The organism is Parvibaculum sp. (assembly GCF_039973015.1).
Lineage (GTDB): Bacteria > Pseudomonadota > Alphaproteobacteria > Parvibaculales > Parvibaculaceae > Parvibaculum.
Window position 1 is genome coordinate 111879 of sequence record NZ_JBDWLT010000012.1, and the last position, 25917, is coordinate 137795.

Annotated in this window: 19 protein-coding genes, 1 other RNA gene and 2 pseudogenes; 18 read left to right on the plus strand and 4 right to left on the minus strand. The window is 62.3% G+C overall.

The window, feature by feature from the left end:
- Positions 1-200 precede the first annotated feature (200 nt).
- The 4 genes and pseudogenes from ABJO61_RS15010 to metH all read left to right on the plus strand — a co-directional run.
- Entirely contained in the window at positions 201-1193 is a 993-nt protein-coding gene (locus ABJO61_RS15010) for a metalloregulator ArsR/SmtB family transcription factor (protein WP_348326787.1), read from the plus strand.
- A 5-nt stretch (positions 1194-1198) separates the two neighbouring features.
- Positions 1199-2101, plus strand: a complete 903-nt coding sequence (gene metF, locus ABJO61_RS15015) for a methylenetetrahydrofolate reductase [NAD(P)H] (protein WP_348326790.1) — start codon at positions 1199-1201, stop codon at positions 2099-2101.
- Positions 2102-2137: 36 nt separating this feature from the next.
- Positions 2138-3199: pseudogene (locus ABJO61_RS15020) on the plus strand (homocysteine S-methyltransferase family protein); the annotation flags it as partial.
- A gap of 122 nt (positions 3200-3321) precedes the next feature.
- Positions 3322-5985 (plus strand): annotated as a pseudogene (gene metH / locus ABJO61_RS15025) (methionine synthase); the annotation flags it as partial.
- A 3-nt stretch (positions 5986-5988) separates the two neighbouring features.
- On the opposite strand, the gene ABJO61_RS15030 reads toward metH, so the two are convergent.
- Positions 5989-6261, minus strand: a complete 273-nt coding sequence (locus ABJO61_RS15030) for a helix-turn-helix domain-containing protein (protein WP_348326793.1) — start codon at positions 6259-6261, stop codon at positions 5989-5991.
- Positions 6262-6410: 149 nt separating this feature from the next.
- Between ABJO61_RS15030 and ABJO61_RS15035 the strand changes: the two genes are divergently transcribed.
- Positions 6411-6959, plus strand: a complete 549-nt coding sequence (locus tag ABJO61_RS15035; RefSeq protein WP_348326796.1) for a carboxymuconolactone decarboxylase family protein — start codon at positions 6411-6413, stop codon at positions 6957-6959.
- A 392-nt stretch (positions 6960-7351) separates the two neighbouring features.
- On the opposite strand, the gene ABJO61_RS15040 is transcribed toward ABJO61_RS15035, so the two are convergent.
- The gene (locus ABJO61_RS15040; RefSeq protein ID WP_348326799.1) at positions 7352-8332 is read right to left on the minus strand and encodes an NADPH:quinone oxidoreductase family protein; all 981 of its coding nucleotides are present in this window, start codon (positions 8330-8332) and stop codon (positions 7352-7354) included.
- A gap of 63 nt (positions 8333-8395) precedes the next feature.
- Entirely contained in the window at positions 8396-12013 is a 3618-nt protein-coding gene (locus ABJO61_RS15045; RefSeq protein ID WP_348326801.1) for a hydantoinase B/oxoprolinase family protein, read from the minus strand.
- Positions 12014-12138: 125 nt separating this feature from the next.
- Between ABJO61_RS15045 and ABJO61_RS15050 the strand changes: the two genes are divergently transcribed.
- From ABJO61_RS15050 to ABJO61_RS15070, 5 genes are all read left to right on the plus strand, one after another.
- A complete protein-coding gene (locus ABJO61_RS15050) occupies positions 12139-12849 on the plus strand; it encodes a TerB family tellurite resistance protein (RefSeq protein WP_348326804.1) in 711 nt (236 codons plus the stop codon).
- A gap of 157 nt (positions 12850-13006) precedes the next feature.
- Positions 13007-13873 (plus strand): MFS transporter, encoded by an 867-nt coding sequence (locus ABJO61_RS15055; RefSeq protein ID WP_348326807.1) that lies wholly within the window; start codon positions 13007-13009, stop codon positions 13871-13873.
- Positions 13870-14109: a hypothetical protein gene (locus ABJO61_RS15060; RefSeq protein WP_348326810.1), complete on the plus strand. Its 240-nt coding sequence runs from the start codon at positions 13870-13872 to the stop codon at positions 14107-14109. The genes ABJO61_RS15055 and ABJO61_RS15060 overlap by 4 nt, the downstream gene beginning before the upstream one ends.
- A 347-nt stretch (positions 14110-14456) precedes the next feature.
- Positions 14457-15323, plus strand: a complete 867-nt coding sequence (locus ABJO61_RS15065) for a DMT family transporter (RefSeq protein WP_348326813.1) — start codon at positions 14457-14459, stop codon at positions 15321-15323.
- A complete protein-coding gene (locus ABJO61_RS15070) occupies positions 15323-16066 on the plus strand; it encodes an N-acetylmuramoyl-L-alanine amidase (RefSeq protein ID WP_348326816.1) in 744 nt (247 codons plus the stop codon). The genes ABJO61_RS15065 and ABJO61_RS15070 overlap by 1 nt, the downstream gene beginning before the upstream one ends.
- Here the strand turns inward: ABJO61_RS15070 and ABJO61_RS15075 are convergent.
- A complete protein-coding gene (locus tag ABJO61_RS15075; RefSeq protein ID WP_348326819.1) occupies positions 16063-17025 on the minus strand; it encodes a zinc-binding alcohol dehydrogenase family protein in 963 nt (320 codons plus the stop codon). The genes ABJO61_RS15070 and ABJO61_RS15075 overlap by 4 nt on opposite strands.
- Positions 17026-17129: 104 nt before the next feature.
- Here ABJO61_RS15075 and rnpB point away from each other — a divergent pair.
- From rnpB to mraY, 8 genes are all read left to right on the plus strand, one after another.
- Positions 17130-17513, plus strand: an RNA gene (gene rnpB / locus ABJO61_RS15080) — RNase P RNA component class A.
- 703 nt (positions 17514-18216) lie between these two features.
- Positions 18217-18687 (plus strand): division/cell wall cluster transcriptional repressor MraZ, encoded by a 471-nt coding sequence (locus tag ABJO61_RS15085; protein WP_348326822.1) that lies wholly within the window; start codon positions 18217-18219, stop codon positions 18685-18687.
- Positions 18684-19700 carry a 16S rRNA (cytosine(1402)-N(4))-methyltransferase RsmH gene (gene rsmH, locus ABJO61_RS15090; RefSeq protein WP_348330749.1) on the plus strand — a complete coding sequence of 339 codons (1017 nt, stop codon included), beginning with the start codon at positions 18684-18686 and terminating at the stop codon, positions 19698-19700. Before ABJO61_RS15085 ends, rsmH begins: the two co-directional genes overlap by 4 nt.
- Complete coding sequence (locus ABJO61_RS15095; RefSeq protein ID WP_348326828.1) at positions 19697-20071, plus strand: hypothetical protein; 375 nt, start codon at positions 19697-19699, stop codon at positions 20069-20071. The genes rsmH and ABJO61_RS15095 overlap by 4 nt, the downstream gene beginning before the upstream one ends.
- Positions 20068-21852, plus strand: coding sequence for a penicillin-binding protein 2 (locus ABJO61_RS15100; RefSeq protein WP_348326831.1), 1785 nt, complete (start codon positions 20068-20070; stop codon positions 21850-21852). Before ABJO61_RS15095 ends, ABJO61_RS15100 begins: the two co-directional genes overlap by 4 nt.
- Positions 21853-21921: 69 nt before the next feature.
- Positions 21922-23391, plus strand: coding sequence for a UDP-N-acetylmuramoyl-L-alanyl-D-glutamate--2,6-diaminopimelate ligase (locus ABJO61_RS15105; RefSeq protein WP_348326834.1), 1470 nt, complete (start codon positions 21922-21924; stop codon positions 23389-23391).
- On the plus strand, positions 23388-24827 hold the full coding sequence (locus ABJO61_RS15110; protein WP_348326837.1) for a UDP-N-acetylmuramoylalanyl-D-glutamyl-2,6-diaminopimelate--D-alanyl-D-alanine ligase: 1440 nt from the start codon (positions 23388-23390) through the stop codon (positions 24825-24827). Before ABJO61_RS15105 ends, ABJO61_RS15110 begins: the two co-directional genes overlap by 4 nt.
- Entirely contained in the window at positions 24827-25915 is a 1089-nt protein-coding gene (mraY, locus tag ABJO61_RS15115; RefSeq protein WP_348326840.1) for a phospho-N-acetylmuramoyl-pentapeptide-transferase, read from the plus strand. The genes ABJO61_RS15110 and mraY overlap by 1 nt, the downstream gene beginning before the upstream one ends.
- The last annotated feature ends 2 nt before the right edge of the window (positions 25916-25917 follow it).

The window sequence follows — 25917 nt, forward strand, 5'->3', positions numbered from 1 at the left end:
TGGTGCCAATTTCTCGCCGATTCCCGCGCCCCAGCGGTATCTCTGCCTATCATAGGCGCTCAGGGTTAACCAGCGCAGGCGGCTGCGGAGATGAAGAATCCGGCGAGGCGTCGAGAAAACGTCACAGTTGGAAAAAAGGGTTTTGGAAGACATAAAGATATGTTTATATCTGCAACGAAACCTGAAGGACAGAATCGTATATGGAGCAACTTCTCGCAGGATTGCGGGCGGCCGGTGAGCCTACCCGGCTTCGCCTTCTGGCTTTGCTGGTGCATAGCGAGCTGACGGTCACGGAACTGACGCAAATCCTGCGGCAGAGCCAGCCGCGTGTCAGCCGCCACCTCAAGCTGCTCTGCGAGGCGGGCCTTCTGGAGCGGTTTCGTGAGGGAAGCTGGGTCTTTTACCGCTTGGCGAGTAATGGCTCGGTGGCGGAGCTGGCTGCGGTTCTGAGCGGGCTCATCCCGCAGGAGGATCTGGTCATCGCGCGAGACCTCGAACGGCTTGAGGCGGTGCGCATGTCGCGGGCAGAAAAGGCGGCTGCCTATTTCCGCGCCAATGCCGACGAGTGGGGCCGGATTCGCTCGCTCTATGTGCCGGAAGACAAGGTCGAGCAGGCGATGCTCGAGCTGGGCGGTACAGGCGACATGGAACTTGTCGCCGATCTGGGAACGGGCACGGGCCGGATGCTGGAACTTTTCGGCCCCAGGTCGAAAGCCGGTCTCGGTATCGACCTCAGCCCGGAAATGCTCGCACTTGCCCGGGCGCAACTGGCACAGCAGTCGCTGCAGCATTGTTCGGTCAGGCAGGGCGATCTCTACGACCTGCCGATGCAGGACGGAACCGTCGATCTCGTGACGTCGCACATGGTGCTTCATTATCTCGACGATCCGGCGGCCTCCATTGCGGAAGCGGCCCGCGTCCTGAAGCCGGGCGGACGCCTGCTGATTGCGGACTTCGCGCCGCATGAGCTCGATTTTCTCCGGGACGGCCATGCCCATCGGCGGCTTGGCTTCTCGGAAGGTGAAGTGAACGAATGGCTGGCAGATGCCGGTCTCAATGTAGGTGAGACGAGGGTGCTCCCGCCGGAAGGCGGAGAGGACGCGAAGCTCACGGTGTTGATCTGGGTTGCCGACAAGCGTGGCTCGTCGCCCCGGACAACGAAAGCCTCAATCGAATTCGAGGGAGTTAAGTAGGAATAATGACGAAGACGCAGAAAAAAGAGCGAGAAGAACGGACCCGCGTGTCGTTTGAGTTTTTCCCTCCGAAGACGCCGGAGATGGAAGAGACGCTGTGGAAGTCCATTCGCAGGCTTGAGCCGCTTCAGCCGGAATTCGTCTCCGTCACCTATGGCGCGGGCGGGTCGACGCGCGAGCGCACGCATCAGACGGTGAAGCGCATCCATGACGAAACCTCTCTCGAACCCGTGGCGCATCTGACCTGCGTCGGCGCCTCGAAGGCCGAAGTCGACGATGTTATCCGTGCCTATTGGGATGCCGGCATCCGCCACATCGTTGCCTTGCGCGGCGATATGCCGGAACTCGGCGCGCCTTATCAGGCGCACCCCGAGGGCTATCAGTCGACGCCTGAGCTTATCGAGGGTATCCGCAAGGTCGCCGACTTCAATGTGATCGTGTCGGCCTATCCCGAGAAGCACCCTGAATCCGAATCGCTTGAAGCCGACATCGAGCTTCTCAGGCGCAAGGTCGATGCAGGCGCCACGCGGGCCATTACGCAGTTCGTTTTCGATACGGATCAGCATGTGCGCTTTCTTGAAAAGGCGCGTGCGGCGGGCGTTGAGGTGCCGATCGTACCGGGCATCATGCCGACAACGAACTTCAAGGGAACGAAGCGCATGTCGGGCCGCTGTGGCGCGAGCATCCCCAAATGGCTGGAGGACTATTACATCGGTCTCGACGACGACCTGCCGACGCGCAAGCTGATCGGCGCCTATGTTGCCGCCGAGCAGGTCAACCGGTTGCGGAGCTACGGCTTCGACCGTTTCCACTTCTATACGCTTAACCAGGCGGATCTCACCTTTGCGATCTGCCATGTGCTGGGCCTTCGCCCGCAGACCGTTCCGGCCGAACCGGAAGCCGTCTGAGCCCCCGCGAACCGAACAGCACCTGGAGAAATGAACATGTCACACCCGAAAACACGCGAAGAACGCCTCGCCTATCTCAAGAAGGAAGTGCAGGAGCGAGTCCTCATTCTCGATGGCGCGATGGGCACAATGATCCAGCAGTACAAGCTGCAGGAAGCGGATTACCGCGGCGAGCGCTTCAAGGATCACGAGAGCGATGTGAAGGGCAACAACGAACTCATCTCGCTCGTTCAGCCCGATATCCTGCGCGCGATTCATCTTGAATATTACCGTGCGGGCGCGGATTTCGCCGAAACCAATACATTCGGTGCAACGCGCATCGCGCAGGCTGACTACCACATGGAAGATCTCGCCTATGAGATGAATGTGGCAAGCGCCCGCATCGCCCGTGAGGCTGCGGACCTTTGCGAGCAGGAAGAGCCGGGCCGCGTCTGCTATGTCGCCGGCGTCCTCGGGCCGACCAATCGTACCGCGTCCATTTCGCCGGATGTGAACGATCCCGGCTTCCGCAATGTCGATTTCGACAAGCTTTATGTGGCTTATCAGGAAGCGACCAAGGGGCTGATCGAGGGTGGTGCCGACACGATCCTCGTCGAAACCATCTTTGACACGCTCAACGCCAAGGCGGCGCTTTATGCGGTGAAGGATGTGTTCGAGGAGCTTGGCTTTGAGCTGCCGATCATGATCTCGGGCACGATCACCGATATGTCCGGCCGTCTTCTCTCTGGTCAGACGCCGGAAGCTTTCTGGAATTCGGTGCGGCATGTCGAGCCCTTTTCCGTGGGGCTCAATTGCGCGCTTGGCGCCAAGGAAATGCGCCAGCATATCGACACCTTGTCGCGCATCGCGGATACGCATGTCTCCGCGCATCCGAATGCGGGCCTGCCGAACGAGATGGGCGAGTATGACGAAAGCCCCGAACAGATGGCGAAGCTGGTGGGCGAATTCGCAAGCTCCGGTATCGTCAATATTCTTGGCGGATGCTGCGGCACGACGCCGGACCACATCAAGGCCATTGCGGGAGCGGCAAAAGCGGGCAAGGCGCGTGCCATCCCCGAGATCGACCGGCGGATGCGCCTTTCCGGTCTCGAGCCCTTCGCGGCCGACTGACGGGTCCAGGACGACGGCCACCGCGCGTGATGCGCGGGCGGCTCTCGGACAAATTTGAAATTCATACGCGTAAAAATGCAGATCGGGATGAGATGACTCAAACCACGGCAAACTTCATCAATATCGGCGAACGCACCAATGTGACGGGTTCGGCGCGTTTCAAGAAGATGATCATGGAAGATCGCTTCGACGATGCGCTGGCCGTTGCCCGCCAGCAGGTTGAAAACGGTGCGCAGATCATCGACATCAACATGGACGAAGGCATGCTCGACTCCGAGGCGGCCATGATCCGGTTCCTGAACCTGATCGCCTCCGAGCCGGATATTTCGCGCGTGCCGATCATGATCGACTCATCCAAATGGAATGTGATCGAGGCCGGTCTCAAGCGTGTGCAGGGCAAGCCGATCGTGAACTCGATCAGCATGAAGGAAGGTGAGGAGCAGTTCCTCGAACAGGCGCGCAAGATCCGCAAATATGGCGCGGCGGCCGTCGTCATGGCCTTCGATGAAGTAGGCCAGGCGGACACGGCCAACCGCAAGTACGAAATTTGCGAGCGGGCCTACAAGCTGCTGACCGAGAAGGTCGGGTTTGCGCCGGAAGATATCATTTTCGATCCGAACATCTTCGCGGTGGCGACCGGTATCGAAGAGCACAACAACTATGCCGTCGAATTCATCGAGGCATGTCAGCGGATCAAACAGAACCTGCCCTATGCGCACATTTCGGGCGGTGTTTCCAACATCTCCTTCTCGTTCCGCGGCAACGAACCCGTGCGTGAGGCGATGCATTCCGTTTTCCTCTACCACGCTGTCAAGGCGGGCATGGATATGGGCATTGTGAATGCCGGCCAGCTTGCGATCTATGACGACATCGAGCCGGAACTGCGCGAACGGGTGGAAGACGTGATCCTGAACCGCCGTCCCGACGCGACCGAGCGTCTGCTTGAAACCGCCGAACGCTACAAGGGCGAAGGCGGCAAGAAGCGCGAGGAGGATCTTTCCTGGCGTGAGAAGCCGGTGAACGAGCGGATAAGCCATTCGCTGGTGAAGGGCATCAACGCCTATATCGAAGAAGATGTCGAGGAGGCGCGTCACCAGTTCGAGCGCCCGCTCCACGTTATCGAAGGTCCGCTGATGGACGGCATGAACGTCGTCGGCGATCTCTTCGGTTCGGGCAAGATGTTCCTGCCGCAGGTCGTGAAAAGCGCCCGTGTGATGAAGCAGGCGGTTGCCTATCTCATGCCTTTCATGGAGAAGGAAAAAGAAGAGATGGGCATCACGGATGATGACGCTGCGGCGCGCATCCTGATGGCGACGGTGAAGGGCGACGTTCACGATATCGGCAAGAACATCGTGGGTGTGGTTCTCCAGTGCAACAATTTCGAGGTAATCGACCTCGGTGTCATGCAGCCTGCCGAGAAGATTCTCGAGGAAGCCAAGAAGCACAAGGTCGATATCATCGGGCTTTCCGGGCTTATCACGCCGTCGCTCGACGAGATGTGCTACGTCGCGGCGGAAATGGAGCGTCAGGGATTCGACATTCCGCTGATGATAGGCGGCGCGACGACGAGCCAAATTCACACGGCGGTGAAGATCCACCCGAACTACAAGGCGGGGCAGGCCATCTATGTGACGGATGCGAGCCGTGCTGTCGGTGTGGCTTCCAACCTCATTTCCGAGCGGGCGGATGCCTATGTCGAGGACATTCGCGGCAAGTACAAGGATCTGGCCGAGCGCCATGCGTCCGGCCAGAAAAAGAAGGATCGCCAGACCATCGAAGGCGCGCGGAAGAACCGCTTCAAGGCCGAGTGGAAGAACACCCAACCGGTGAAGCCGTCCTTCCTCGGCACCAGGGTTTTCGACGACTATCCGATCGACAAGCTTGTGCCCTATATCGACTGGACGCCTTTCTTCCAGACCTGGGAGCTGCATGGCCGCTATCCGCAGATCTTCGAGGACGACAAGGTGGGCGAGGCGGCGCGGTCGCTCTTTGACGATGCCCAGGAAATGCTGAAGCAGATGGTCGAGGAGAAGTGGCTGAAGGCGCGCGCCGTCATCGGCTTCTGGCCGGCGAACGAGATTGCCACGGACGACATCGAGATCTACACGGATGACGAGCGCAAGGAGCGTCTCGACGTCTTCCACACGCTGCGTCAGCAGATGAAGCGCTCGTCGGAACGCGCGAATTACGCGCTCTCCGATTTCGTCGCGCCAAAGGATAGCGGCGTTGCCGACTATATCGGCGGCTTCTGTGTGAGTGCCGGCTTTGGTGAGGACGATATCGCCAAGGGCTTCAGGGAGAAGAATGACGATTATCGCGCCATTCTCTCGCAGGCGTTGGCCGACCGGCTTGCGGAGGCTTTCGCCGAGCATATGCATGAGCGTGTGCGTACGGAATTCTGGGCCTATGCGGCGGATGAGAAGCTCAGCAGCGAAGAGCTGATCGAGGAAAAATATCAGGGCATCCGCCCGGCGCCCGGCTATCCGGCGCAGCCCGACCACACGGAGAAGGCGACGCTTTTCAAGCTTCTCGATCCCGAAGGGACGATTGGCGTGAAGCTCACCGAAAGCTATGCGATGTGGCCCGGCGCTTCCGTCAGCGGCATGTATTTCAGCCATCCGCAGTCGGAATATTTCGGCGTTGGCAAGATCGAGCGCGATCAGGTCGTCGAATATGCCGAGCGAAAGGGCATGGAACTGCGTGTCATGGAGCGTTGGCTCGCCCCGATCCTCAATTACACGCCGGGACAAGAACCGGAAGAAGAAGCGGCCTGAGCGTCACGTTAGCGTCTTAGCCCATTTTTCGGACCAGACAGTAAGGGGCGTGAGCTGCGTGTGCAGTTCGCGCCCCATTTTCGTCAGCGCATAGCCTTCATCCGGCAGAAGCTCGACAAGCTGCGTATCGCGCATATCCGCAAGCCGCGTGTTGAGAACGCTGGGCGATATACCCCCGCAGGCCGCCTGCAATTCGCGAAAGTTGAGCGGCTCGCCCCGTAGTTCCCAGAGAATCCGCAAGACCCAACGCCGCCCGAGCAGGTCGAGCAGCGCCATAACAGGGCGTCCGGTCGAAGAGCCGCGTACCCGCTGGCCAGGGCGTGGCGGTGTTTTCGTCTGTTTCGTCATGGGGAAAGAATAGGGCTTGCGCTACGAAAAGAGAAGCGCCATCTTTCCGCTACGCAAATAGTAGCAAGGAGCGGATGATGACCCATCGCATAGAACCTGCCCAGCGGCCCTATGAACCCGATATGGAAGCGACGCTTGAAAGGCTGATGCCGCCCGGCGTCGAGCCGCTTCTTCTGTTCCGCACACTGGCGCGAAGCCCGCGTCTTTTTCGCCGCTTCATGGCAGGCGGATTGCTGGACAAGGGATCGGTCTCGCTGCGCGAACGCGAGATTGCGATCGACCGCGCCTGTGCGCGGTGCGGCGGCGAATATGAGTGGGGCGTTCATGTTGCGCTATTCGCGGGGAAGGCCGGCTTCGGCGCGGAGGAGATAGCGGCGACGGTTGGCGGTGGTGCGGATGCCGCTTGCTGGAGCGCGCGCGAACGGTTGATCGTTCGTCTGGTCGATACGCTTCACGAGACGAGCGCGGTGGATGATGGCTTGTGGAGCGAGCTGAAAGCAGAGTTCAGCGACGAGCAACTGCTCGAACTTGTCATGCTGACGGGCTTCTATCACATGGTGTCGTTCACGGTGAATGCGCTGCGTCTGGAACCGGAGGCCTATGCGGCGCGCTTTCCCGTTGCGTGAGGGCAAAAATCAAAGAGGGCGCCTGCCGTGCACGCGCCCTCTGAAATTCCTGATGCTGTTCACCTGTTCTCAGAACAGGCCCATCGTAACGGCGCCGACAAAGACAAACGCCAGTCCGGTCGCCAGGTACCCGATTTTCATTGCAAGCATTCCGGCCTCCGCATCGTGGTGGAGGATGACTCTCGGGCCTCGGGATAGCGTTCCGCAAGCGAAATCATGGCTGCACCGCAACATGCGGTTTGGGGCGATTGAAATTTGTCCGCCAAGGCATTGAAACAGCCCGAAAAATCGCCTGTGGATGAGTTTCTGTCAGTGTCGTCGGGGTGTTGTACAGGCGCCGTCAGGGCTCTGCCGGAGTGGTGCTTGTGCATTTTGCGTGAGCTTGCTGTGGATCAGCGGTCGAAGGTGATGACGGGTTTTCCCACGCTCTCGCGATCGAGCAGGCGCTGGAGCACGGCAGGCGCTTCCGCCAGCGGGTAACTTGCTGCGGGCTCGGGGTGGATGCGGCCCTCGTTTGCCATTGCGGTCAGCGTCTTCAGCAGCGGAACATTGTCTGCCGGATTGGCGCGGATATAGCCGCCCCAGTCGACGCCGACGATGGAGGAACGCTTCAGCAGCGGCAGGTTCAGCGGGATACGCGGGATCGCGCCGGCCGCGAAGCCGATCACGAGGTGGCGTCCGCCGGGCGCGAGGCAGCGGAAGGCCGTCTCGGAAATATCGCCGCCCACGGGATCGTAGATGAGGTCGACATCGCGCCGCCCTGTCAGCGGCTCCAGTTCCTTGCGCCACTCGTCTTTCGTGTAGTCGATGGCGAAATCCGCGCCCGCGGCCTTCGCGGCACTGCGTTTTGTCTCCGACGATGCGGCGGCGATGACTGTCGCGCCCATTGCCTTCGCGACGTCGATGGCGGCCATGCCGACGCCCCCTGCCGCGCCGAGCACGAGCACGGTCTCGCCCGCCTTCAGATGACCGCAGGTCTCGAAGCCGTAAAGCGCCGTGCAATAGGAGACGATGAAACCGGCGGCGGCTTCCGCGCTCATCGTGTCGGGCACGGGTATGCAGGCGGCGGCGGGAAGCGCAATCTTTTCCGCCAGCGCCCCGGACGGTGAAAGCGCCATCACGCGCTTGCCCATCAGCGTGTCGGCGACGCCTTCGCCCAGCGCCACGACCTTGCCCGCCACTTCGCTGCCGGGAACGAAAGGCAGCGGCGTCTTCACCTGATAAAGCCCGGCAACGAGCAGCGCATCGACATAGCCGAGCCCGGCCGCTTGCGTCTCGACCACGACTTGTCCGCGCTTCGGCGCGGGTTCATCGGTCTCTTCAAGCACGAGCGAGGAGGGTGCGCCGTAGTTGACGCAGCGGATCGCTTTCATTTGTTTTCTCCCGGGTTCCCTGTTGCCTGCATCATGCGCGGGCGGAGAAAACATGCAAGCGCCTCAGGGCTTTCCGTATCCGCCGCCGCCCGGCGTCCTGACGATCACGGTATCGCCCGGTTCAAGTTCTGCCGTGGCGGAACCTGCGAGTTTCTCGACCTCGCCGCCCGCGCGCCGCACTTCGTTTTCCCCGGTCGCGCCGTCGCCGCCGCCGTCAAGACCGGCAGGCGCGACGATGCGATGCGTGGAGAGAATGGAAAGGCTCATCTTCTCCCGGAAGCGGATTGCGCGCAGCGCGCCGTTGCCACCATCGTGTTTTCCCTTGCCGCCCGAACCTTCGCGAATGGAAAATTCCTCCAGCAACACAGGAAAGCGCCATTCGAGCACTTCGGGGTCTGTCAGCCGCGAATTCGTCATATGCGTCTGCACGGCGTCCGCGCCGTCGAAGTCGCGCCCCGCGCCCGCGCCGCCCGCAATCGTCTCGTAATACTGGTAGCGCTCATTGCCGAAGGTGAGATTGTTCATCGTGCCCTGTGCGGAGGCCATCGCGCCCAGGGCGCTGAAGAGCGCGTCGGTCACCGCCTGGCTCGTCTCCACATTGCCGCCGACCACAGCCGCGGGATAGCGGGGGCTCAGCATCGAGCCTTCCGGGATCTCGATCTCGATGGGCTTGAGGCATCCCTCGTTCAGCGGAATGTCATCATCCACCATGCAGCGGAACACATAGAGCACCGCTGCGCGCGCAACGGCGGAAGGCGCGTTGAGATTGCTTGCGAGTTCCGCGCTGGTGCCCGTGAAGTCGATCTTCGCGCTGCGCGCTTCGCGATCGATGCGGATGGAGACACGGATCACCGAGCCGTCATCCATCTTGCGTTCGCAGGTCGCGTCTTTCAGCCGGCCGATCACGCGGCGGACATTCTCTTCCGCATTGTCCTGCACATGAGTCATGTAGGCGGTCACGACATCGAGGCCGAATTCCGCCACCATCCGGCGCAGTTCCTCCGCGCCCTTGTGGCAGGCGGCCACCTGTGCGCGCAGGTCGGCGATGTTCTGGTCCGGGTTGCGAGAAGGATATTTGCCGCCCGTCAGGAGCGCGCGCATTTCCGTTTCGAGGAAGTGCCCTTCCGCGACGAGCCGGAAATTGTCGATCAGTACGCCTTCTTCCTCGACGTTGCGCGAATGCGCGGGCATGGAGCCCGGCGAGATGCCGCCGATATCGGCGTGGTGGCCGCGTGCGGCAACATAGAAGAGGCGCGTCTTTCCGTCTTCGTCATAGACGGGCGCCACCACCGTCACATCGGGAAGATGCGTGCCGCCATTATAAGGCGCGTTCAGCACATAGACGTCGCCGGGGCCCATGCCGGGGTTCTGTTCGATGACCGCGCGGACGCTCGCACCCATGGAGCCGAGATGGACCGGCATGTGCGGCGCATTCGAGACGAGCCCGCCTGCAGGATCGAAAACCGCGCAGGAAAAGTCCAGCCGCTCCTTGATGTTCACCGAGGAGGCGGTGTTTTGCAGCGTGCCGCCCATTTGTTCGGCAATCGACATGAAGCGGTTGTTGAAGATTTCGAGCATCACCGGGTCGGCATCCGTGCCGATGGTCGTGCGTTTGGCGAGCGCGACGGTGCGGCGGAGTATGATGTCGTCCGCCTTCGTCACTTCGGCCTGCCAGCCCGGCTCCACGACAATGGTCTGGTTGGGCTCGATGATGAGGGCGGGGCCTGCAATGGCGTGGCCCGCGCTCAAGCTTTCGCGGCGATGGATCGCGGCGTTGTGCCATTTGCCGCCGGTAAAGACGGGGCGGCGATCTGCTGCTTCCGGCCTTGCGGTCGCAGCCTGCGGCCCCTTTGAGTGCGTCTCGCGCGCGACCCGGTCTTCCGCCGTCACTTCCACGGCCTCGGCGACAATCGCCTTGCCCTCGAAGCTGAAGCCGAACTGCGCCCGGTGCGCCGCCTCGAATGCACCCGCTGCCTCTTTCATGCCGCGCGATGCAAATGAAACCTGAAGCGCCGTGTCGCTTCCTTCGTAGCGCAGGTGAAGCAGCGGCGTCATCTCGATGTCGCCTGTCGCGATGCCTTGCGCTTCCAGTTCCGCCGTCACCTCGCGGCCAAGCGCCGCAATGGCTTCGTCCAGTTCGCCGCGCAGTCCGTCCTCAAGCGGCTTTGTCACCGCGCGGGCGCGCGAGGCGGCGATCCGCGCCAGTCCCATGCCATAGGCGGAAAGAAGCCCGGAAAAGGGATGGATGTGAACGGTGGTCATGCCGAGCGCATCGGCGACGAGGCAGGCATGCTGGCCGCCCGCGCCGCCGAAGCAGGAAAGCGCGTAGCCCGTCACGTCATGTCCGCGTTCGACGGAAATCTTCTTGATGGCATTGGCCATGTTCTCGACAGCGACGCGCAGGAAGCCTTCGGCGGTGTCTTCCGCCCCGCGCCCGTCTCCGATCTCTCCGGCGAGTTCCGCAAACCGCTGCCGGACGGTTTTTGCGTCGAGGCATTCTTTCTGCTCTGGCCCGAAGACGGCCGGAAAGAGGTCGGGCTGCAATTTCCCGAGCATCACATTCGCGTCCGTCACGGTCAGCGGTCCGCCGCGCCGGTAGGCGGCGGGGCCGGGGTTCGCGCCTGCACTGTCCGGTCCGACCTGAAAGCGCCCGTCCTTGTGATGGAGGATGGAGCCGCCGCCCGCCGCCACCGTGTGAATGCGCATCATCGGCACACGCATGCGCACGCCCGCGACTTCCGTTTCGAAGCTGCGCTCGTATTCGCCGTTGTAATGCGACACGTCGGTCGAGGTGCCGCCCATGTCGAAGCCGATGACGCGGGCGAAGCCTGCCTCGCTCGCCGTTGCCGCCGCGCCGACAATGCCGCCTGCGGGACCGGAGAGGATCGCGTCCTTGCCCTGAAACATCGCCGCATCCGTCAGTCCGCCGGATGACTGCATGAAGAAGAGGCGGGTTTCAGGGTCGTCCGTGCCGATGTTTGCCGCCACGCGGTCCACATAGCGGCGCAACAGCGGCGAGAGATAGGCATCGACAACCGTCGTATCGCCGCGAGAAACGAATTTGATGAGCGGGCTCACGCGATGACCGAGCGAGACTTGTGTAAAACCGATCTCTCTTGCGATTTCGCCTGCCGCTTCCTCATGCGCGGGATGGCGATAGCCATGCAGGAAGGAAATCGCGACCGAGCGGAGTCCTGCCTCATAGGCTTCTTCGAGTGCGCGGCGGGTCTCCTCGTGGTTGAGCGGGGCAAGGATTTCACCCTCCGCCGTCACGCGCTCGGTCACTTCCGCCACGCGCTCATAGAGCAGTTCCGGCTTTTCGATCTTCAGGCGGAAGAGGTGAGGGCGCGCCTGGTAGCCGATGGCGAGCGCATCGCGGAAGCCGCGCGTCGTCAGCAGCAGCGTGGCGTCGCCCTTGCGCTCCAGCAGTGCATTGGTCGCAACCGTCGTCCCCATCTTCACCGCGCCGATCCGTCCGGCGGGGAGCGGCGCATCGGGGCGAACGCCCAGGAGGTCGCGGATGCCGTAGAGGGCCGCGTCTTCATAATGTTCGGGGTTTTCGGAAAGGAATTTCCGCGCATGCAGGCCGCCATCGGGCGCCCGGCCGATGATGTCGGTGAAGGTGCCGCCCCGGTCGATCCAGAAGTCCCAGCGGCTTTCATGCAATTTGATTTCGCTCATGCAGCGCAACCTGCCACACACCCTGGAATCCGGGAAGAAGGAGAAGGGTGCGACCTTTCATTTCCGCAAGGGCAAGCGGCGATTTCGCAGGTGCGAGACGAAGCGAAACGTCCTAAGCTCTCCAGATGTCGATTTGGGGAAAAATCGCGGGTGCCGGCGTCGGGCTAGCCGTCGGTGGGCCCTTGGGTGCGCTTCTTGGCGCGGTCGCGGGACATATTGTCATCGACCGTGCGCTTCAGGACAGCGAAGTCGTGTTCACGATCGCCCTCATTGCGCTTTCCGCGAAGATGGCGAAGGCGGATGGCGAGGTGAGCGACGCCGAGATCCGGGCCTTCGAGGAAATATTCAAGGTGCCGCCGGGCGAGGCGCGGAACGTCGCGCGGGTCTACAAGGTCGCCCAGCAGGACGTCGCCGGGTTCGAAGCCTATGCGCGTCAGGTCGCCCGCATCTATCAGGACCGGCCGGCGATGCTGGAGGACGTACTCGACGCGCTTTTCCACATCGCCAAGGCCGATGGCCATGTCCATCCGCAGGAGCTCGAATATCTGCGTACCGTCGCAGACATCTTCGGCTTCTCGGAAATCGAGTTTGCGCGCATCCGGGCCAGCCATCTCGGCCAGGAGAAGGGTGACCCTTACCTCGTGCTCGGCATCACGCCCGATATTTCCGATGAAGACCTCAAGAAGGCCTATCGGCGTCTCGTCCGGGAAAACCATCCTGACACGCTGATCGCCCGTGGCGTACCGAGGGAACTCGTCACCATCGCGAACGAGAAACTCGCGGCGATCAATGTCGCCTATGACCGGATCGTGAAGGCTCGCGGGATCGCGGGTTAGGGGCAAAAATCTTTTATCGGCCAGAAAATGATCGTGGCGGCGCCCGGTCAGCAAGAATTGCGGGTCTGCCGCTGATGTTGGTCGGATTATGACCCCGTTCTGGAAGCTTTCCGCCGCGGGCTTTGCCGCAACCGCCATAACCTATGGGCCTGCGCGCATGGGGTTCGTCCTGTTTCTGCCGGAGTTCAGATCGGTGTTCTCGATCTCGATTCAGGCAGCGGGCCTCATCTCCAGTTTAGGCTTCTTCGGTTTTTTCGTCGGTCTGCTGGTGTCGCAGTACATGACAGCCCGGAAAGGGCCGCAGCTTCCCATCGTTTTGGGACTGGCTGCTGCGACTGCCGGCATGACGATAGTCGCCGTAGCGCCAAACCTTCCGATGCTCTCCCTGGGTATTCTTCTCGCGATGCTGAGTGCCGGCTTTTCGTGGACACCCTTCAGCGACGCGATCAACCGAAAGGTGGCGGAGCGATCGCGGCCCGCTGCCCTTTCTCTTGTGAGTACCGGTACAGGGCTTGGAATTGCTGCTGCGGGCACTGCGGCGCTTCTCATGAGTATCGGCGGAATTTCGTGGCGGCTCTGCTGGGCCATATTTGCCGTTGGCAGCACACTCTCTCTTCTCGGCAACTGGATAGCGCTGCGGGATGTCGCTGTAACGCCCCGTCCGCGCACCCGCTTGCCATGGAATGCGCTATTTCAACCTGCCGTTATTCCGCTGTTCGCTATCGGCCTCTGTTTCGGTATCACATCGACGGTCTACATCTCCTTCGCAGCCGACCGGATCGCGCAGGCCGGCGGCGTTGCCGGCGTTTCGGCAAACGTCTCGGGTAGCCTCGTCTTCATCTGCTATGGCGTTTTCGGCCTTCTCGGTCTTGTCACGGGCGGCGTGAAGGCAATAACAGGCCTGCCTTGGCTCTTGCGTCTTCTGCTGCTGGCATCCGCTCTGTCTTTCAGCCTCATGCACTGGTGCCGACGTCCTGGACGGGTGTGGTTGTTTCAGCGGGACTGCAGGGCATCAATGTCATGATGACGAGCGCCGTTCTGGCTTTCTGGTCGGATCGGCTGTTTCCGGCCCTTCCATCCCAAGGGTTCACAGCGGTTCTGCTTGCCGTTGCCACGGGCAGTGTGCTCGGTCCGGTGGTGGCGGGGTCGGTTGCGGACGTATTTGGCGCAACGCCCATGTTCCTTGGAACGGCTGCACTCGCAGCGGCGGCCGCGCTGGCCGTCCGCTCCCGCTACATCCGGGAAAGCGCAGCGTCATAGTGCGCCGCTGCTCGGGCGTCGACGAAGCCTCTCCCTCCTCACGCATGTCAGCGGGGATAAATCGCTTGAGAAGACGGGCCGGAGATAAATTTCCGGGAAATCGGGTCGGGAAACGCGCACCCTAAATCATCGCTGTCACCGTCCGCGGCTCCGGCCTGGAGACCGTGTGACGGTTTGGTGACGTTTTGATGACAGTGGGGCGGAAAACAGGCTATTTATCCCCGGTTCACGCTGCCGCGTGTGCCGCTTCTTTTTCTCCCTCCGCCCTATGCTTGAGGTTCTGGCTGCGCTAACAACTGACCGTAAGGCGCCGGCCCAACAGGGCGTCCGGAAAGCATGGATTCGCGATGACCCCCCTCCATCTGGGCTTCATGGTTCTCATCAACCTGATCTGGGGCTTTGCCCTGATCATGGCAAAGGTGTCGCTCGACCATTTTCCGCCGCTGCTCTTCGCCTCGCTGCGTTTTACATTGATCGTGCTCGTCCTTTTTCCCTTCCTCAAGATTCACAAGGGACGGATGAAGGAGGTCATCATCATCGCGCTTTGCGCGGGGCCGGTCGGTTTCGGCTTTTTCTTTCTCGGTCTTTCGCTTTCCAATGCTTCCGTCGTGGCCGTGACAAGTCAGCTCGGTGTGCCCTTCGCCACTGTTCTGTCGGTTGTCTTCCTGAAGGAAGAGGTTCACTGGCGGCGCTGGCTCGGCATCTCGCTTTCTTTCCTCGGCGTGATGGTCATCAGCTTCGACCCGGCAGTCTTCACCTATATCGACGGTCTTCTTTTTGTCGTGGCGTCGGCGCTGGTCGGTTCTGTCGGTACGATTTATCAGCGCCAGATCAAGAATGTCGGCGTGTTCGAATTGCAGGCCTGGGTGGCAGTTGCCGCTGCGCCGCTGATGCTCGGTGCTTCGCTCGCCTTCGAAGACAATCTCGTCGGTCTGGTCATGTCGGCGACCCTTCTCGAATGGTCCGGCGTCTTCTATGTCGCTTTCGCGTCGAGCCTTGTCGGCCATGCGGGCATCTATTACCTGCTGCAGCGCTATGAGGTCACGCAGACCGCGCCGCTGACGCTTCTCTCTCCTGTCTTCACCGTCTTTTTCGCCGTGATGCTGCTTGGCGAGGTTCTCACGACGCGTATGATCGTCGGGGCGCTTGTCGCGCTCACCGGCGTTCTCATCGTGTCGATACGCCAGAAGCGGATCGTGGATACGGGGTTCTGATGCCAATCACCTGCATCGAACGGCCATCGCCCAATTTCAACGAGCGTCCCGACGGGCGGCCCGTCGATATTCTGCTGCTGCATTATACCGGCATGGAAAGCGGCGAGGCCGCCGCCTCGCGCCTCTGCGATCCAGAGGCGAAAGTCTCCGCGCATTACATCGTCGATGAAGCGGGCGCCATTACGCGCATGGTGCCGGAGGAAATGCGTGCATGGCATGCAGGCGTCGCGAGCTGGGCGGGGGAGAGCGATATCAACGGTGCTTCGATCGGCATCGAGATCGTCAATGGCGGTCATGATTTCGGTTGCCCGCCATACCCGGAAGCGCAGATGCAGGCTGTGGAAACGCTGTCTCTCGAAATCCTGTCGCGTCATCCGATCCCGGCGCGGCGTGTGCTTGCACATTCCGATGTCGCACCTGCGCGGAAGGCCGATCCCGGCGAATGGTTCGACTGGGCACGGCTTGCGCGCCGTGGCGTGGGCCTGTGGGTGGAGCCGGAGCCGATTGTCGAAGGGCCGGTGCTTGCGCAGGGAGATCGCGGCGACACTGTGGCCGAGCTTCAATACATGCTTGCCGATTACGGCTACGGGCTTGAGGTGCTCGGCCGTTATGACGAGAACACCAAAGCCGTAGTGACGGCGTTCCAGCGTCATTTCCGGCCCGAGAGGGTTGACGGGGTGGCTGACATATCGACTGTCGCCACCCTTCGCCATCTTGTCGAGACCGTCAGAACCCTCGCTTAGGGAATGAGCGTCACACGACCGAAGGCCTTGCGGCTTTCGATATACTCGTGTGCCGCTGCCGCGTCTTTCAGTGCGAAGCTCTTGTCGAGTACGACCTTGAGTTCGCCCTTCGCGATCTCGCCGATCATCTTCTCAATGTTCTTGTAGACGCGATCCGTGAAAATCTCCGCGCCGAGGAATACACCCGTTATCGAACGGTTGCCGGCCTTGAGCGTTGAGAGGTCCATCAGCGCGTCTTCGCGTCCCGCATCGCCCACCGTGGACACGCGACCGCGATAGCCGAGCGCAAGGATCGACTTCTGAAGCGTCGGGCCGCCCACCGGGTCGACGACGACATCGACGCCGCGATTGTCGGTGAGGCGCATCGTTTCTGCGACGAGATCCTGCGTCTGGTAGTTGATGCCGTGATCCATGCCATATTCATGCAGCTTGTCGAGCTTCTCCTTGCTCGACGCAGTTGCGATCACCGTTGCGCCCGCGCGTTTGGCGAGCTGGATCGCGGCGAGGCCAACGGCGCTTGCGCCTGCCTGTATGAGAACGGTTTCGCCTTTCTGGAGACGGCCAAACTCGAAAAGACAGTCATGCGCCGTGCCGAAGGGAACGGGGATCGCCGATGCCGTCTTGATGTCCATGCCGTCGGGCACGGCCCATGCGGTTTGCGCGAAGACGGAACGCTTTTCGGCATGAGAGCCGTGCATGTTGACCGTCGTTACGCGCTGGCCCGGCTTGAAGTTCTTCACCTTCTCGCCGACTTCAGTGATTGTGCCTGCCGCCTGATAGCCGACGATGTGAGGCACGGTTGCAAGCTCGCCGCGTGCGCGGTTCAGCGTGTCGCCGCCTTCGATGCTGACGGCCTCCACATCGATGAGGATGCCTTCGGGCAGGCAGGCCGGGTCTTCGACGTCTTCGTATTTAAGGACGCTCGGCGGGCCGTTCTCGTAGTAGACGGCGGCTTTCATGGTTCCTCCTCATGCTGATTTTTGTCGTTGCGGGCTATGTCGGCTCTCGGTGGCGGATATGCAAGCCCTTGACGGGAAAGATGTTTCGGCCCATCAGAAAGGCGTCAGATGGCCGGATGGCCGCTGCCTTACTTCTCTGGAAGGACGGGCAGAGGAAAGTCCGGGCTCCACGGAAACACGGTGCCGGATAACGTCCGGCGGGGGCGACCCCAGGGAAAGTGCCACAGAAAGCAAACCGCCGGGCTCCGGCCCGGTAAGGGTGAAAGGGTGCGGTAAGAGCGCACCGCGCGGACGGTAACGGACGCGGCAAGGCAAACCCCACCGGGAGCAAAACCAAATAGGGGCGGCATTTCAGGCGTTTAGCCTGGAAAACCCGTTTCCGGGCCGCCGCCCGGGTTGGTTGCTCGAGGCGTCCGGTAACGGACGTCCCAGATGAATGGCCATCGCCCGCAAGGGTACAGAACCCGGCTTACAGGCCATCTGACATTTTCAAAGATATCCAGCAGGCCGGGGACAAACAGCCCCGACCGTCATCGAAACGTCACCAAACCGTCACAACAGGGCGAAGCGGGGACAAGTCGCGCTCCATCGCCTGCTTTCCGGATCTCCGGCGGGGTGTCCGGGCTCTTCGTCATTTTCCGCGATTTTTTGCCAGGCGGGGACAAAGGGCCTCGACTGTCATCGAAACGTCACAGGAACGTCATGTTTCATGGCGCGGCGGAGGCTGGAGGCGGTTCCGGGCTGACGGTTTTGGGCAATTTCCCGACCCGAAAGCCCGGCTCGCAGAACATCCGGTAGCCATTCTTTCCCCCTTATCCCCGCTCAACCGTCTTGCTCCCGATCGGCCCCATGGAGGGCCGGAAGGTCGTTATGGGAGCTCAGTCGCATGCCAGGGGAGGGGCCCCACCGAGGAAGCCGGGGGCGTTCCGGCAACAATATCCAGCCTCAAGAATAGGCATTTGTTCTTCTTATGTTCGCACAATATTGACAATTTTAATGACCTGTTAAGGCTATCGAATACCGCGTAAAACCGCGAAATTACTAGGGTTTCCCGTTGACGCCCATGATATCCCATGATATCCCATGATGTCCCGTACAAGGCCAGGCTGCCCCGAGTGGTGTCAGCCGGTCCCGTGGACAAGGGCCCCTCAGGCAGGAGGGCAGGCCCGATAAAGGGGAGTAGGTCGGACGATGTCGTTCCGGGGGCGTTTCACGAACAAGATCGACTCGAAGGGGCGTGTTTCCGTCCCGGCGAAGTTTCGTGCCGTGACGATCGCCCAGGGCCTGAACGGCGTGATCCTGTTTCCGCCGCTTAATCCCGGCTCCTTTGTCGAGGGCTGCGGTCCTGCCTTTTCCGATGTGATCGACCAGATGCTCGACCGGCTCGACCCCTTCGCGCCGGAACGCCAGGCGCTTTCCGCCGTGCTGATCGGCGAGAGCGCCGAACTCAATTTCGATTCCGATGGACGCGTCATCCTGCCAGAGACGCTCCGTGGCCTTGCCGGTATCACCGACGAGGCGACCTTTGTCGGCATGGGGCAGCGCTTCCAGATCTGGGAGCCGAAGGCCTATGACGCCTATTACGCGAAGGCGCTGGAAGACGCGCAGAAATATCGCGACATGCTGCGAGCGCCCGCGGCACAAGGCGGGGGCGGCCAATGAGCGAAGCCGGCCAGACCCATAGCCCTCATGTGCCGGTGATGCTGGCCGATGTCCTCGATGTGCTGAAACCGCGCGATGGCGGCATCTATGTGGATGGAACTTTCGGTGCGGGCGGTTATACGCGCGCAATTCTGGGCGCTGCCGACTGTGCCGTGCTCGCCATCGACCGCGATCCGAGCGCGATCCTGCGGGGGCGCGAACTCGCATCCGAATTCGGCGCACGCCTGACGCTGATCGAGGGCTGTTTCGGTGACATGGAGCGGCTGGTGCGCGCGCTCGGCCACGAAGCGGTCGACGGGGTGGTGCTCGACGTCGGTGTTTCGTCCATGCAGATCGACCAGGCGGAGCGAGGCTTCTCGTTTCAGCAGGACGGGCCGCTCGACATGCGCATGAGCGGGGAGGGCCCCTCCGCCGCCGACGCGGTGAACCATCTCGACGAACGCGACCTTGCGCGCATCATTGCCGTTTATGGCGAAGAAAAGCGCGCCCGCGCCGTTGCCAAGGCGATTGTGGCGGCACGCGAAGAGACGGAGCTTCACCGCACGCTCGAACTCGCGGAAATCGTGACCCGCGTCATCGGCCGCCGCCCGCAGGACAAGATCCACCCCGCGACCCGCACCTTTCAGGCGCTGCGCATCTTCGTGAACGACGAACTGGGCGAACTGGCGCGGGGGTTGTCGGGCGCCGAAGCGCTGCTCGGCGAGGGCGGGCGGCTTGCCGTCGTTGCCTTCCATTCGCTCGAAGACCGGATCGTGAAGCGCTTTCTTGTGGAGCGCACCGGCCGCGCGGGCCGTGCCAACCGCTACATGCCGGCGAGCGAAGAGGTCGAACCCTCTTTCCGCGAGATCGCGCACAAGGCGCGCAAGGCGTCGGATGCCGAAATCGAAACGAATGCCCGCGCGCGCTCGGCGAAGCTGCGCGCGGCTGAGCGCACTGCCGCCCCGGCGCTGCCGCTCGACATGAGCGGCCTCGGTATGCGCGACATGCCCTCCTTCATCGGAGGCACAGCATGATCCGCATCATCAATCTTCTTCTCGTGCTTGCCGTGATCGGCCTCTCGGTCGGGCTCTATGACATCAAATATCGCGCCGAGACAGCAGATCGCCACGCGCGCCAGATTGAAGGGCGCATCCTGAAGGAACAGGAAGCGATCCGTGTGTTGCGCGCCGAGTGGAGCTATCTCAACCAGCCTGAACGGTTGCAGGAGCTTGCGAAGCGCTACACGGCGCTTCAGCCGCTGAGCGCCGCGCAGATCGGCACCTTCGAGGATGTGCCGATGCCGCATATGGCGGATGAGTTTTATGTGCCGCAGCGCCAGCCGCTTGGCGGCTATGCCGGCGTGTCGGCGAGCGATTTCGGCGGTCCTGGGAGTACCATCCAATGACAGGTTCGGGGATCGGCTCGAAGACCGGGCGCCGCGCAGATGCGCACTTGCAGGGCCGTTATCTTCCGCCCGGCTATGATGCCATCGCCAAACCCCGGATGCGGCGCCTGGGCGGAGCGGAAGGCCGTACACCCTCGCAGCGGCGTATCTTTCTTTCGCTCGTGGTTTTCGCGGCCTGCTTCACGCTTGTCGGCGCGCGGCTTGCCGGCCTTGCCATCATGGGCGGGGGCGGGGAAGACCGCGTCGCCGTCGCAAGCGCGGCGACGCAGATCCACCGGCCCGATATCGTGGACCGGAACGGCGAAGTGATGGCGACCGATATCGCGACTGCCTCGCTTTTTGCCGATGCGCGCTATGTGATCGATCCGGCCGATACCGCCAGTCAGCTTGCGAGCGTCTTGCCGGGCCTCGATGTTACCGATGTGACGCAGAAGCTCGAATCCGGCCGCGCCTTCATCTGGCTCAAGCGCGACCTGACACCCAAGCAGCAATATGCCGTTCATTATCTCGGTCTGCCGGGGCTCGACTTCCGCAGCGAGCAGAAGCGCGTCTATCCGAACGGCAAGACCGGATCGAACGTGCTTGGCATGGTCGATATCGACAATCGCGGCATTGCGGGCATCGAGCGTTACATGGACAAGTCGCTTGGCCGCGATGATGACGCAAGCCGGCCCAAATTCGACCGCAATAGCACGCTCATGCTGTCCGTCGATCTTCACGTGCAGCATGCGCTGCGCGACGAACTCGAAAAATCGATGACGGAATTCAGCGCGCTTGCCGCTGTCGGCGTCATCATGGATGTGCATACGGGCGAAGTCGTCGCGATGACCTCGCTGCCCGATTTCGACCCGAATGACCCGATGGCTTCTCCCGACAACAACCGCTTCAACCGCGCGACGCTCGGCGTTTACGAGATGGGCTCGGTGTTCAAGGCGGTGACGCTTGCCGCGGCGCTCGATAGCGGAAAAGTGGGTGTCAATGCGAGCTTCGATGCAACGAAGCCGCTGAAGGTCGCGCGCTTCACCATTCACGACTATCACGCGGAAAACCGCTGGCTGAGCGTACCGGAAGTCTTCGTTCATTCATCGAATATCGGCACGGCGAAAATCGCATTGCAGCTCGGCGGGGAAGAGCATCGTCAATATCTCGGCCGTTTCGGGCTGCTGACGCGGCCGCAAATCGAACTGCCGGAGGCAGGTGCGCCGCTCACGCCCGCGCGCTGGACGGAGCTGTCGACGATCACCACATCCTACGGGCACGGCATCGCGGTGACGCCGCTACAGGTGGCGAGCGCGGTTTCGACCATCGTCAATGGCGGCTTCAAGGTGCAGCCCACCTTCCTGCGCCACAATGCGCCGCGGCTGGGCGAGCGGGTCATCTCGGCGGATACGAGCGCAACGATGCGCGGGCTTCTGCGTCTTGTCGTGCTGGAAGGCACGGGCCGCAACGCCGATGTTCCGGGCTATCCGGTGATGGGCAAGACGGGCACAGCGGAAAAGCCGTTCAATGGCGGCTATTCGCGCAACAAGCTCATCACGTCCTTCATCAGCGCCTTTCCGGCGAACGATCCGCGCTACGCGATGATCGTGATGTTCGACGAGCCGAAGGCGACGAAGAATACATTCGGTTATGCGACGGCGGGCTGGAACGCAGCACCGACGACATCGCGCGTGATCTCGCGCGTTGCGCCGCTGCTCGGCATCAAGCCGGCGACGAAGCCGCAGGAAAACGATGTGTTGAGAGAGGCGAAGCTCGTCTCCTACCAGACGACAGGCGAATAAGGCGGTTCCGGCCCCGCGGGTGCAGATGCCGGGCGAGAAGACCAGAGTTTGAGTGACGGCGAAGACAGAATGTTGGGTGATATGCAGCTTGCGGCGTTGATCGGGAAAGAATCCCCGGCGCTTCCCGAAGGGGGAGCGACGGAGATTCTCGGCCTGACGGCGGACAGCCGCGCGGTGCAACCCGGCTATCTCTTTGCCGCGCTGCCGGGGACGAAGCTCGACGGTACGAAGTTCATCGCCCAGGCGCTCGAGAAGGGTGCTTCCGCCTTGCTCGTGCCGCAGGGCGCCCGCGTGGAGGCGGGTGTGCCGGTGATCGCCGACCGCAATCCGCGCCGCCGCCTGGCGCTGATGGCGGCGCGCTTCTTCGGCATGCAGCCGCGCATCATCGCCGCCGTGACGGGTACGAACGGCAAGACGTCGGTTGCGACTTTCACGCGCCAGATCTGGGCGGCGCTCGGTGAACCCGCGGCGAGCCTCGGGACGCTCGGTGTCACAAGCCCGAAGGGCGAGCGCGCGCTCGGCTATACGACGCCGGACCCCGTAGCGCTGCAGGCGGAACTCGCCGCGCTGGCCGGGGAGGGGGTGACGCATCTGGCGATGGAGGCATCGAGCCACGGGCTCGCGCAGTATCGTCTCGACGGGGCGAAGCTCGCGGCGGCGGGTTTCACCAATATCACCCGCGACCACATGGACTATCACACGAGCTTCGACGATTACCTCTATGCGAAGCTCCGGCTTTTCGGCGAAGTGATGGGGCCGGGCGGCGTTGCCGTCATCAATGCGGACAGTGCGCAATTCGCCGAGTTCGAAGCCGTTTCATGGGCCCGCGGGCATCGCGTGATCTCGGTTGGCCGCAAGGGACGCGACATCTTCCTCTCCGCGATGCGGCCGACGCTGCGCGGGCAGGTGCTCGGCATCGTGCATGACGGCGAGAACTATGAAGTGAACCTGCCGCTTGTCGGCGGTTTCCAGGCATCGAACGCGCTTGTCGCGGCGGGGCTTGCCATCGGCTGCGGCGCGGACGCGGCAAAGGTGTTCGCGGCGCTCGAAAAGCTCGACGGGGCGCGCGGCCGGATGGAAGAAGTGGCGCATCTGCCGGTTGGCGCTTCGGTCTATGTCGATTACGCGCATACGCCGGATGCGTTGCAGAATGTGCTTGAGGCGATGCGGCCGCATACCTCGAAGCGGCTGCTCGTTGTTTTCGGCTGCGGGGGCGACCGGGACAAGGGCAAGCGGCCGATCATGGGCGAGATCGCGGCGAAGCTCGCTGACGATGTCTATGTGACGGATGATAATCCGCGTAGTGAAGATGCAGCTGAGATCCGCGCCGAAGTGATGAAGGGTTGCCCGGCGGCGGCGGAAATCGGCGACCGGGGCGAAGCTATCGAAGCCGCAATGCGCACGCTCGGCGAGGGCGATGTTCTCGTGGTCGCGGGCAAGGGCCATGAGACGGGTCAGGTTATCGGGGACAAGGTGATCCCTTTCTCCGACCACGAGGCCATTGAAGCCGCGGCCGCAAGGATCGGAGGTGCGGCATGAGCACTCCTCTCTGGACCAGTGCGGATGTGATCGCGGCGACGGGTGGCGAGGCCATCGGGCCGGCATGGACGGCGAACGGCGTTTCCATCGACAGCCGGACGCTCGAAGAAGGCGATCTCTTTGTCGCCATCACCGGCGAGAATTCCGACGGTCACGCCTATGTCGCGCGGGCGCTGGAAAAAGGCGCCTCTGCCGCGCTCGTTTCGCGCGTGGATGACGCAATGCGCGCGGCGGGGCCGCTGGTCAAGGTTGCCGACACGCTCGAAGCCCTGAATGCGCTTGGCCGGGCGGCGCGGCAGCGCGCGCAGGCGAAGGTTGTCGCCGTGACGGGCAGCGTCGGCAAGACGGGCACGAAGGAGGCGCTGCGGCTCATCCTTTCCGAGCAGGGGGCGACCCATGCTTCCGCCGCCTCCTACAATAATATGTGGGGTGTGCCGCTTTCGCTGGCGCGGATGCCGGCGGATACGCGCTTCGGCATTTTTGAAGTGGGCATGAACCATCCCGGCGAAATCACGCCGCTCTCGAAGCTGGTCGAGCCTTTCGCCGCGCTTGTCACGACGGTCGAAGCGGTGCACATGGCCTTCTTCGACAGCGTCGAGCAGATTGCCGATGCGAAGGGCGAAATCTTCGACGGATTGCAGAAGGGCGGCGTCGCGATCCTCAATCGCGACAATCCGTATTACGAGCGGCTGCTTCACAAGGCGAAAGCGAGTGGCGCGGGCCGCATCATCTCTTTCGGCGAACACCCGCAAGCCGATGCGCATCTGGAAAAAGCGGCGCTGAAGGAAGACTGTTCCTGCGTTTCCGCCACCATTTGCGGCCAGCCCGTGACCTACAAGCTCTCGGTGCCGGGACATCACATCGTGATGAACTCGCTTGCCATGCTGGCGCTCGTTCATGCGCTCGATGCGGACCTTGCCATGGCGGCGCTTGCGATGGCGCGCCTCAAGGCGCCAAAGGGCCGCGGGGAACGGCACAAGGTGGAAACGCCGCTCGGGGCCTTCACGCTGATCGACGAGAGCTACAATGCGAACCCGGCCTCGATGCGCGCGGCGCTGGAAGCGCTCGGTCAGGCGAAGCCGGAGGGCAAGGCCCGGCGTATCGCCGTGATTGGCGACATGCTGGAACTCGGCGACGATTCCATCGCGATGCATCGCGAACTTGCAGAGCCGATCAAGGTGGCGGGTATCGATCTCGTCTTCGCAAGCGGACCGCATATGCGCGAACTTTTCAAGGCGCTTCCGCAGAGCGTGCAAGGCGCCTATGCCGAAACGGCGGATGAACTTGGCGACGTGCTGTGCGGTGCGGTGGAGCCGGGCGACGTCGTGATGGTGAAGGGATCTCTCGGTTCCCGCATGGGGCCGGTCGTCGAATTGCTGAGGGGGCTCGGTGACGACGAGGGCGAAAGCATTCGCCGTAACAGGGGGAGCAACTGATGCTTTACGACTGGCTCGGCGGCATGGCGGACGAGATAACGGCGCTCAATGTGTTCCGCTATATTACTTTCCGCACAGGCGGTGCGACGGTGACGGCGCTGCTTATCAGTTTTCTGTTCGGTCCGCGGATGATCGCGCTCCTGCGCGCGCGGCAGCGGCGCGGTCAGCCGATCCGCGAGGACGGGCCGCAGACGCATGTGATCCAGAAACAGGGGACGCCCACCATGGGCGGCTTCCTCATTCTTGTCGGGCTTGTGCCTTCGGTGCTGCTCTGGTCCGACCTCAGCAACCCCTATGTCTGGATCGTTCTTTTCGTGACGCTCGGCTTCGGCGCTGTCGGTTTTGCCGACGATTATCTGAAAGTGTCGAAGATCTCGCCGCAAGGCGTTCCGGGACGCGTGAAGCTGCTGTTCGAATTCGCCATCGCGCTTGCGGCCATGTGGGCGCTGGTGCTGGTTTCGAGCGAACCCTTGCAGACGGCGCTTACCGTTCCTTTCTTCAAGACGCTGCTGATTCAGCTTGGCGGGTTTTTCTTCCTGTTCGGCGCGCTTGTGATCGTCGGATCGTCCAATGCGGTGAACCTCACCGACGGGCTCGACGGACTTGCCATTGTACCGGTGATGATTGCGGCCGCCTCGCTCGGTCTGATCGTCTATCTCGTCGGCAACTCGGTCTTTGCGGATTACCTGCAGATCCATTTCGTGCCGGGGACAGGCGAGCTTGCCGTGTTCTGCGGCGCGCTGATCGGGGCCGGGCTCGGCTTCCTCTGGTACAACGCGCCGCCGGCCATGGTCTTCATGGGCGATACGGGTTCGCTCGCGCTTGGCGCGGCGCTCGGCGCGATTTCGGTGGCGGCGAAACATGAGCTCGTGCTTGCGATCATCGGCGGGCTTTTCGTGCTCGAAGCGGTGTCGGTCATCGTGCAGGTCGCCTCGTTCAAGCTCACGGGCAAGCGCGTCTTCAGGATGGCGCCGCTTCATCACCATTTCGAACAGAAGGGCTGGGCGGAGCCAACCGTCGTCGTGCGCTTCTGGATCATCTCGGTCGTGCTCGCCATGGCAGGCCTTGCAACGCTGAAGCTGAGGTAGGG

What these genes read in the sequence shown, in the direction of transcription:
- ABJO61_RS15010 (WP_348326787.1), top strand. Translation starts at nt 201, where the DNA reads ATGGAGCAACTTCTCGCAGGATTGCGGGCGGCCGGTGAGCCTACCCGG.
- metF (WP_348326790.1), top strand. Translation starts at nt 1,199, where the DNA reads ATGACGAAGACGCAGAAAAAAGAGCGAGAAGAACGGACCCGCGTGTCG.
- ABJO61_RS15030 (WP_348326793.1), bottom strand. Translation starts at nt 6,261, where the DNA reads ATGGCGCTGCTCGACCTGCTCGGGCGGCGTTGGGTCTTGCGGATTCTC.
- ABJO61_RS15035 (WP_348326796.1), top strand. Translation starts at nt 6,411, where the DNA reads ATGACCCATCGCATAGAACCTGCCCAGCGGCCCTATGAACCCGATATG.
- ABJO61_RS15040 (WP_348326799.1), bottom strand. Translation starts at nt 8,332, where the DNA reads ATGAAAGCGATCCGCTGCGTCAACTACGGCGCACCCTCCTCGCTCGTG.
- ABJO61_RS15045 (WP_348326801.1), bottom strand. Translation starts at nt 12,013, where the DNA reads ATGAGCGAAATCAAATTGCATGAAAGCCGCTGGGACTTCTGGATCGAC.
- ABJO61_RS15050 (WP_348326804.1), top strand. Translation starts at nt 12,139, where the DNA reads ATGTCGATTTGGGGAAAAATCGCGGGTGCCGGCGTCGGGCTAGCCGTC.
- ABJO61_RS15055 (WP_348326807.1), top strand. Translation starts at nt 13,007, where the DNA reads ATGGGGTTCGTCCTGTTTCTGCCGGAGTTCAGATCGGTGTTCTCGATC.
- ABJO61_RS15060 (WP_348326810.1), top strand. Translation starts at nt 13,870, where the DNA reads ATGATGACGAGCGCCGTTCTGGCTTTCTGGTCGGATCGGCTGTTTCCG.
- ABJO61_RS15065 (WP_348326813.1), top strand. Translation starts at nt 14,457, where the DNA reads ATGACCCCCCTCCATCTGGGCTTCATGGTTCTCATCAACCTGATCTGG.
- ABJO61_RS15070 (WP_348326816.1), top strand. Translation starts at nt 15,323, where the DNA reads ATGCCAATCACCTGCATCGAACGGCCATCGCCCAATTTCAACGAGCGT.
- ABJO61_RS15075 (WP_348326819.1), bottom strand. Translation starts at nt 17,025, where the DNA reads ATGAAAGCCGCCGTCTACTACGAGAACGGCCCGCCGAGCGTCCTTAAA.
- ABJO61_RS15085 (WP_348326822.1), top strand. Translation starts at nt 18,217, where the DNA reads ATGTCGTTCCGGGGGCGTTTCACGAACAAGATCGACTCGAAGGGGCGT.
- rsmH (WP_348330749.1), top strand. Translation starts at nt 18,684, where the DNA reads ATGAGCGAAGCCGGCCAGACCCATAGCCCTCATGTGCCGGTGATGCTG.
- ABJO61_RS15095 (WP_348326828.1), top strand. Translation starts at nt 19,697, where the DNA reads ATGATCCGCATCATCAATCTTCTTCTCGTGCTTGCCGTGATCGGCCTC.
- ABJO61_RS15100 (WP_348326831.1), top strand. Translation starts at nt 20,068, where the DNA reads ATGACAGGTTCGGGGATCGGCTCGAAGACCGGGCGCCGCGCAGATGCG.
- ABJO61_RS15105 (WP_348326834.1), top strand. Translation starts at nt 21,922, where the DNA reads ATGTTGGGTGATATGCAGCTTGCGGCGTTGATCGGGAAAGAATCCCCG.
- ABJO61_RS15110 (WP_348326837.1), top strand. Translation starts at nt 23,388, where the DNA reads ATGAGCACTCCTCTCTGGACCAGTGCGGATGTGATCGCGGCGACGGGT.
- mraY (WP_348326840.1), top strand. Translation starts at nt 24,827, where the DNA reads ATGCTTTACGACTGGCTCGGCGGCATGGCGGACGAGATAACGGCGCTC.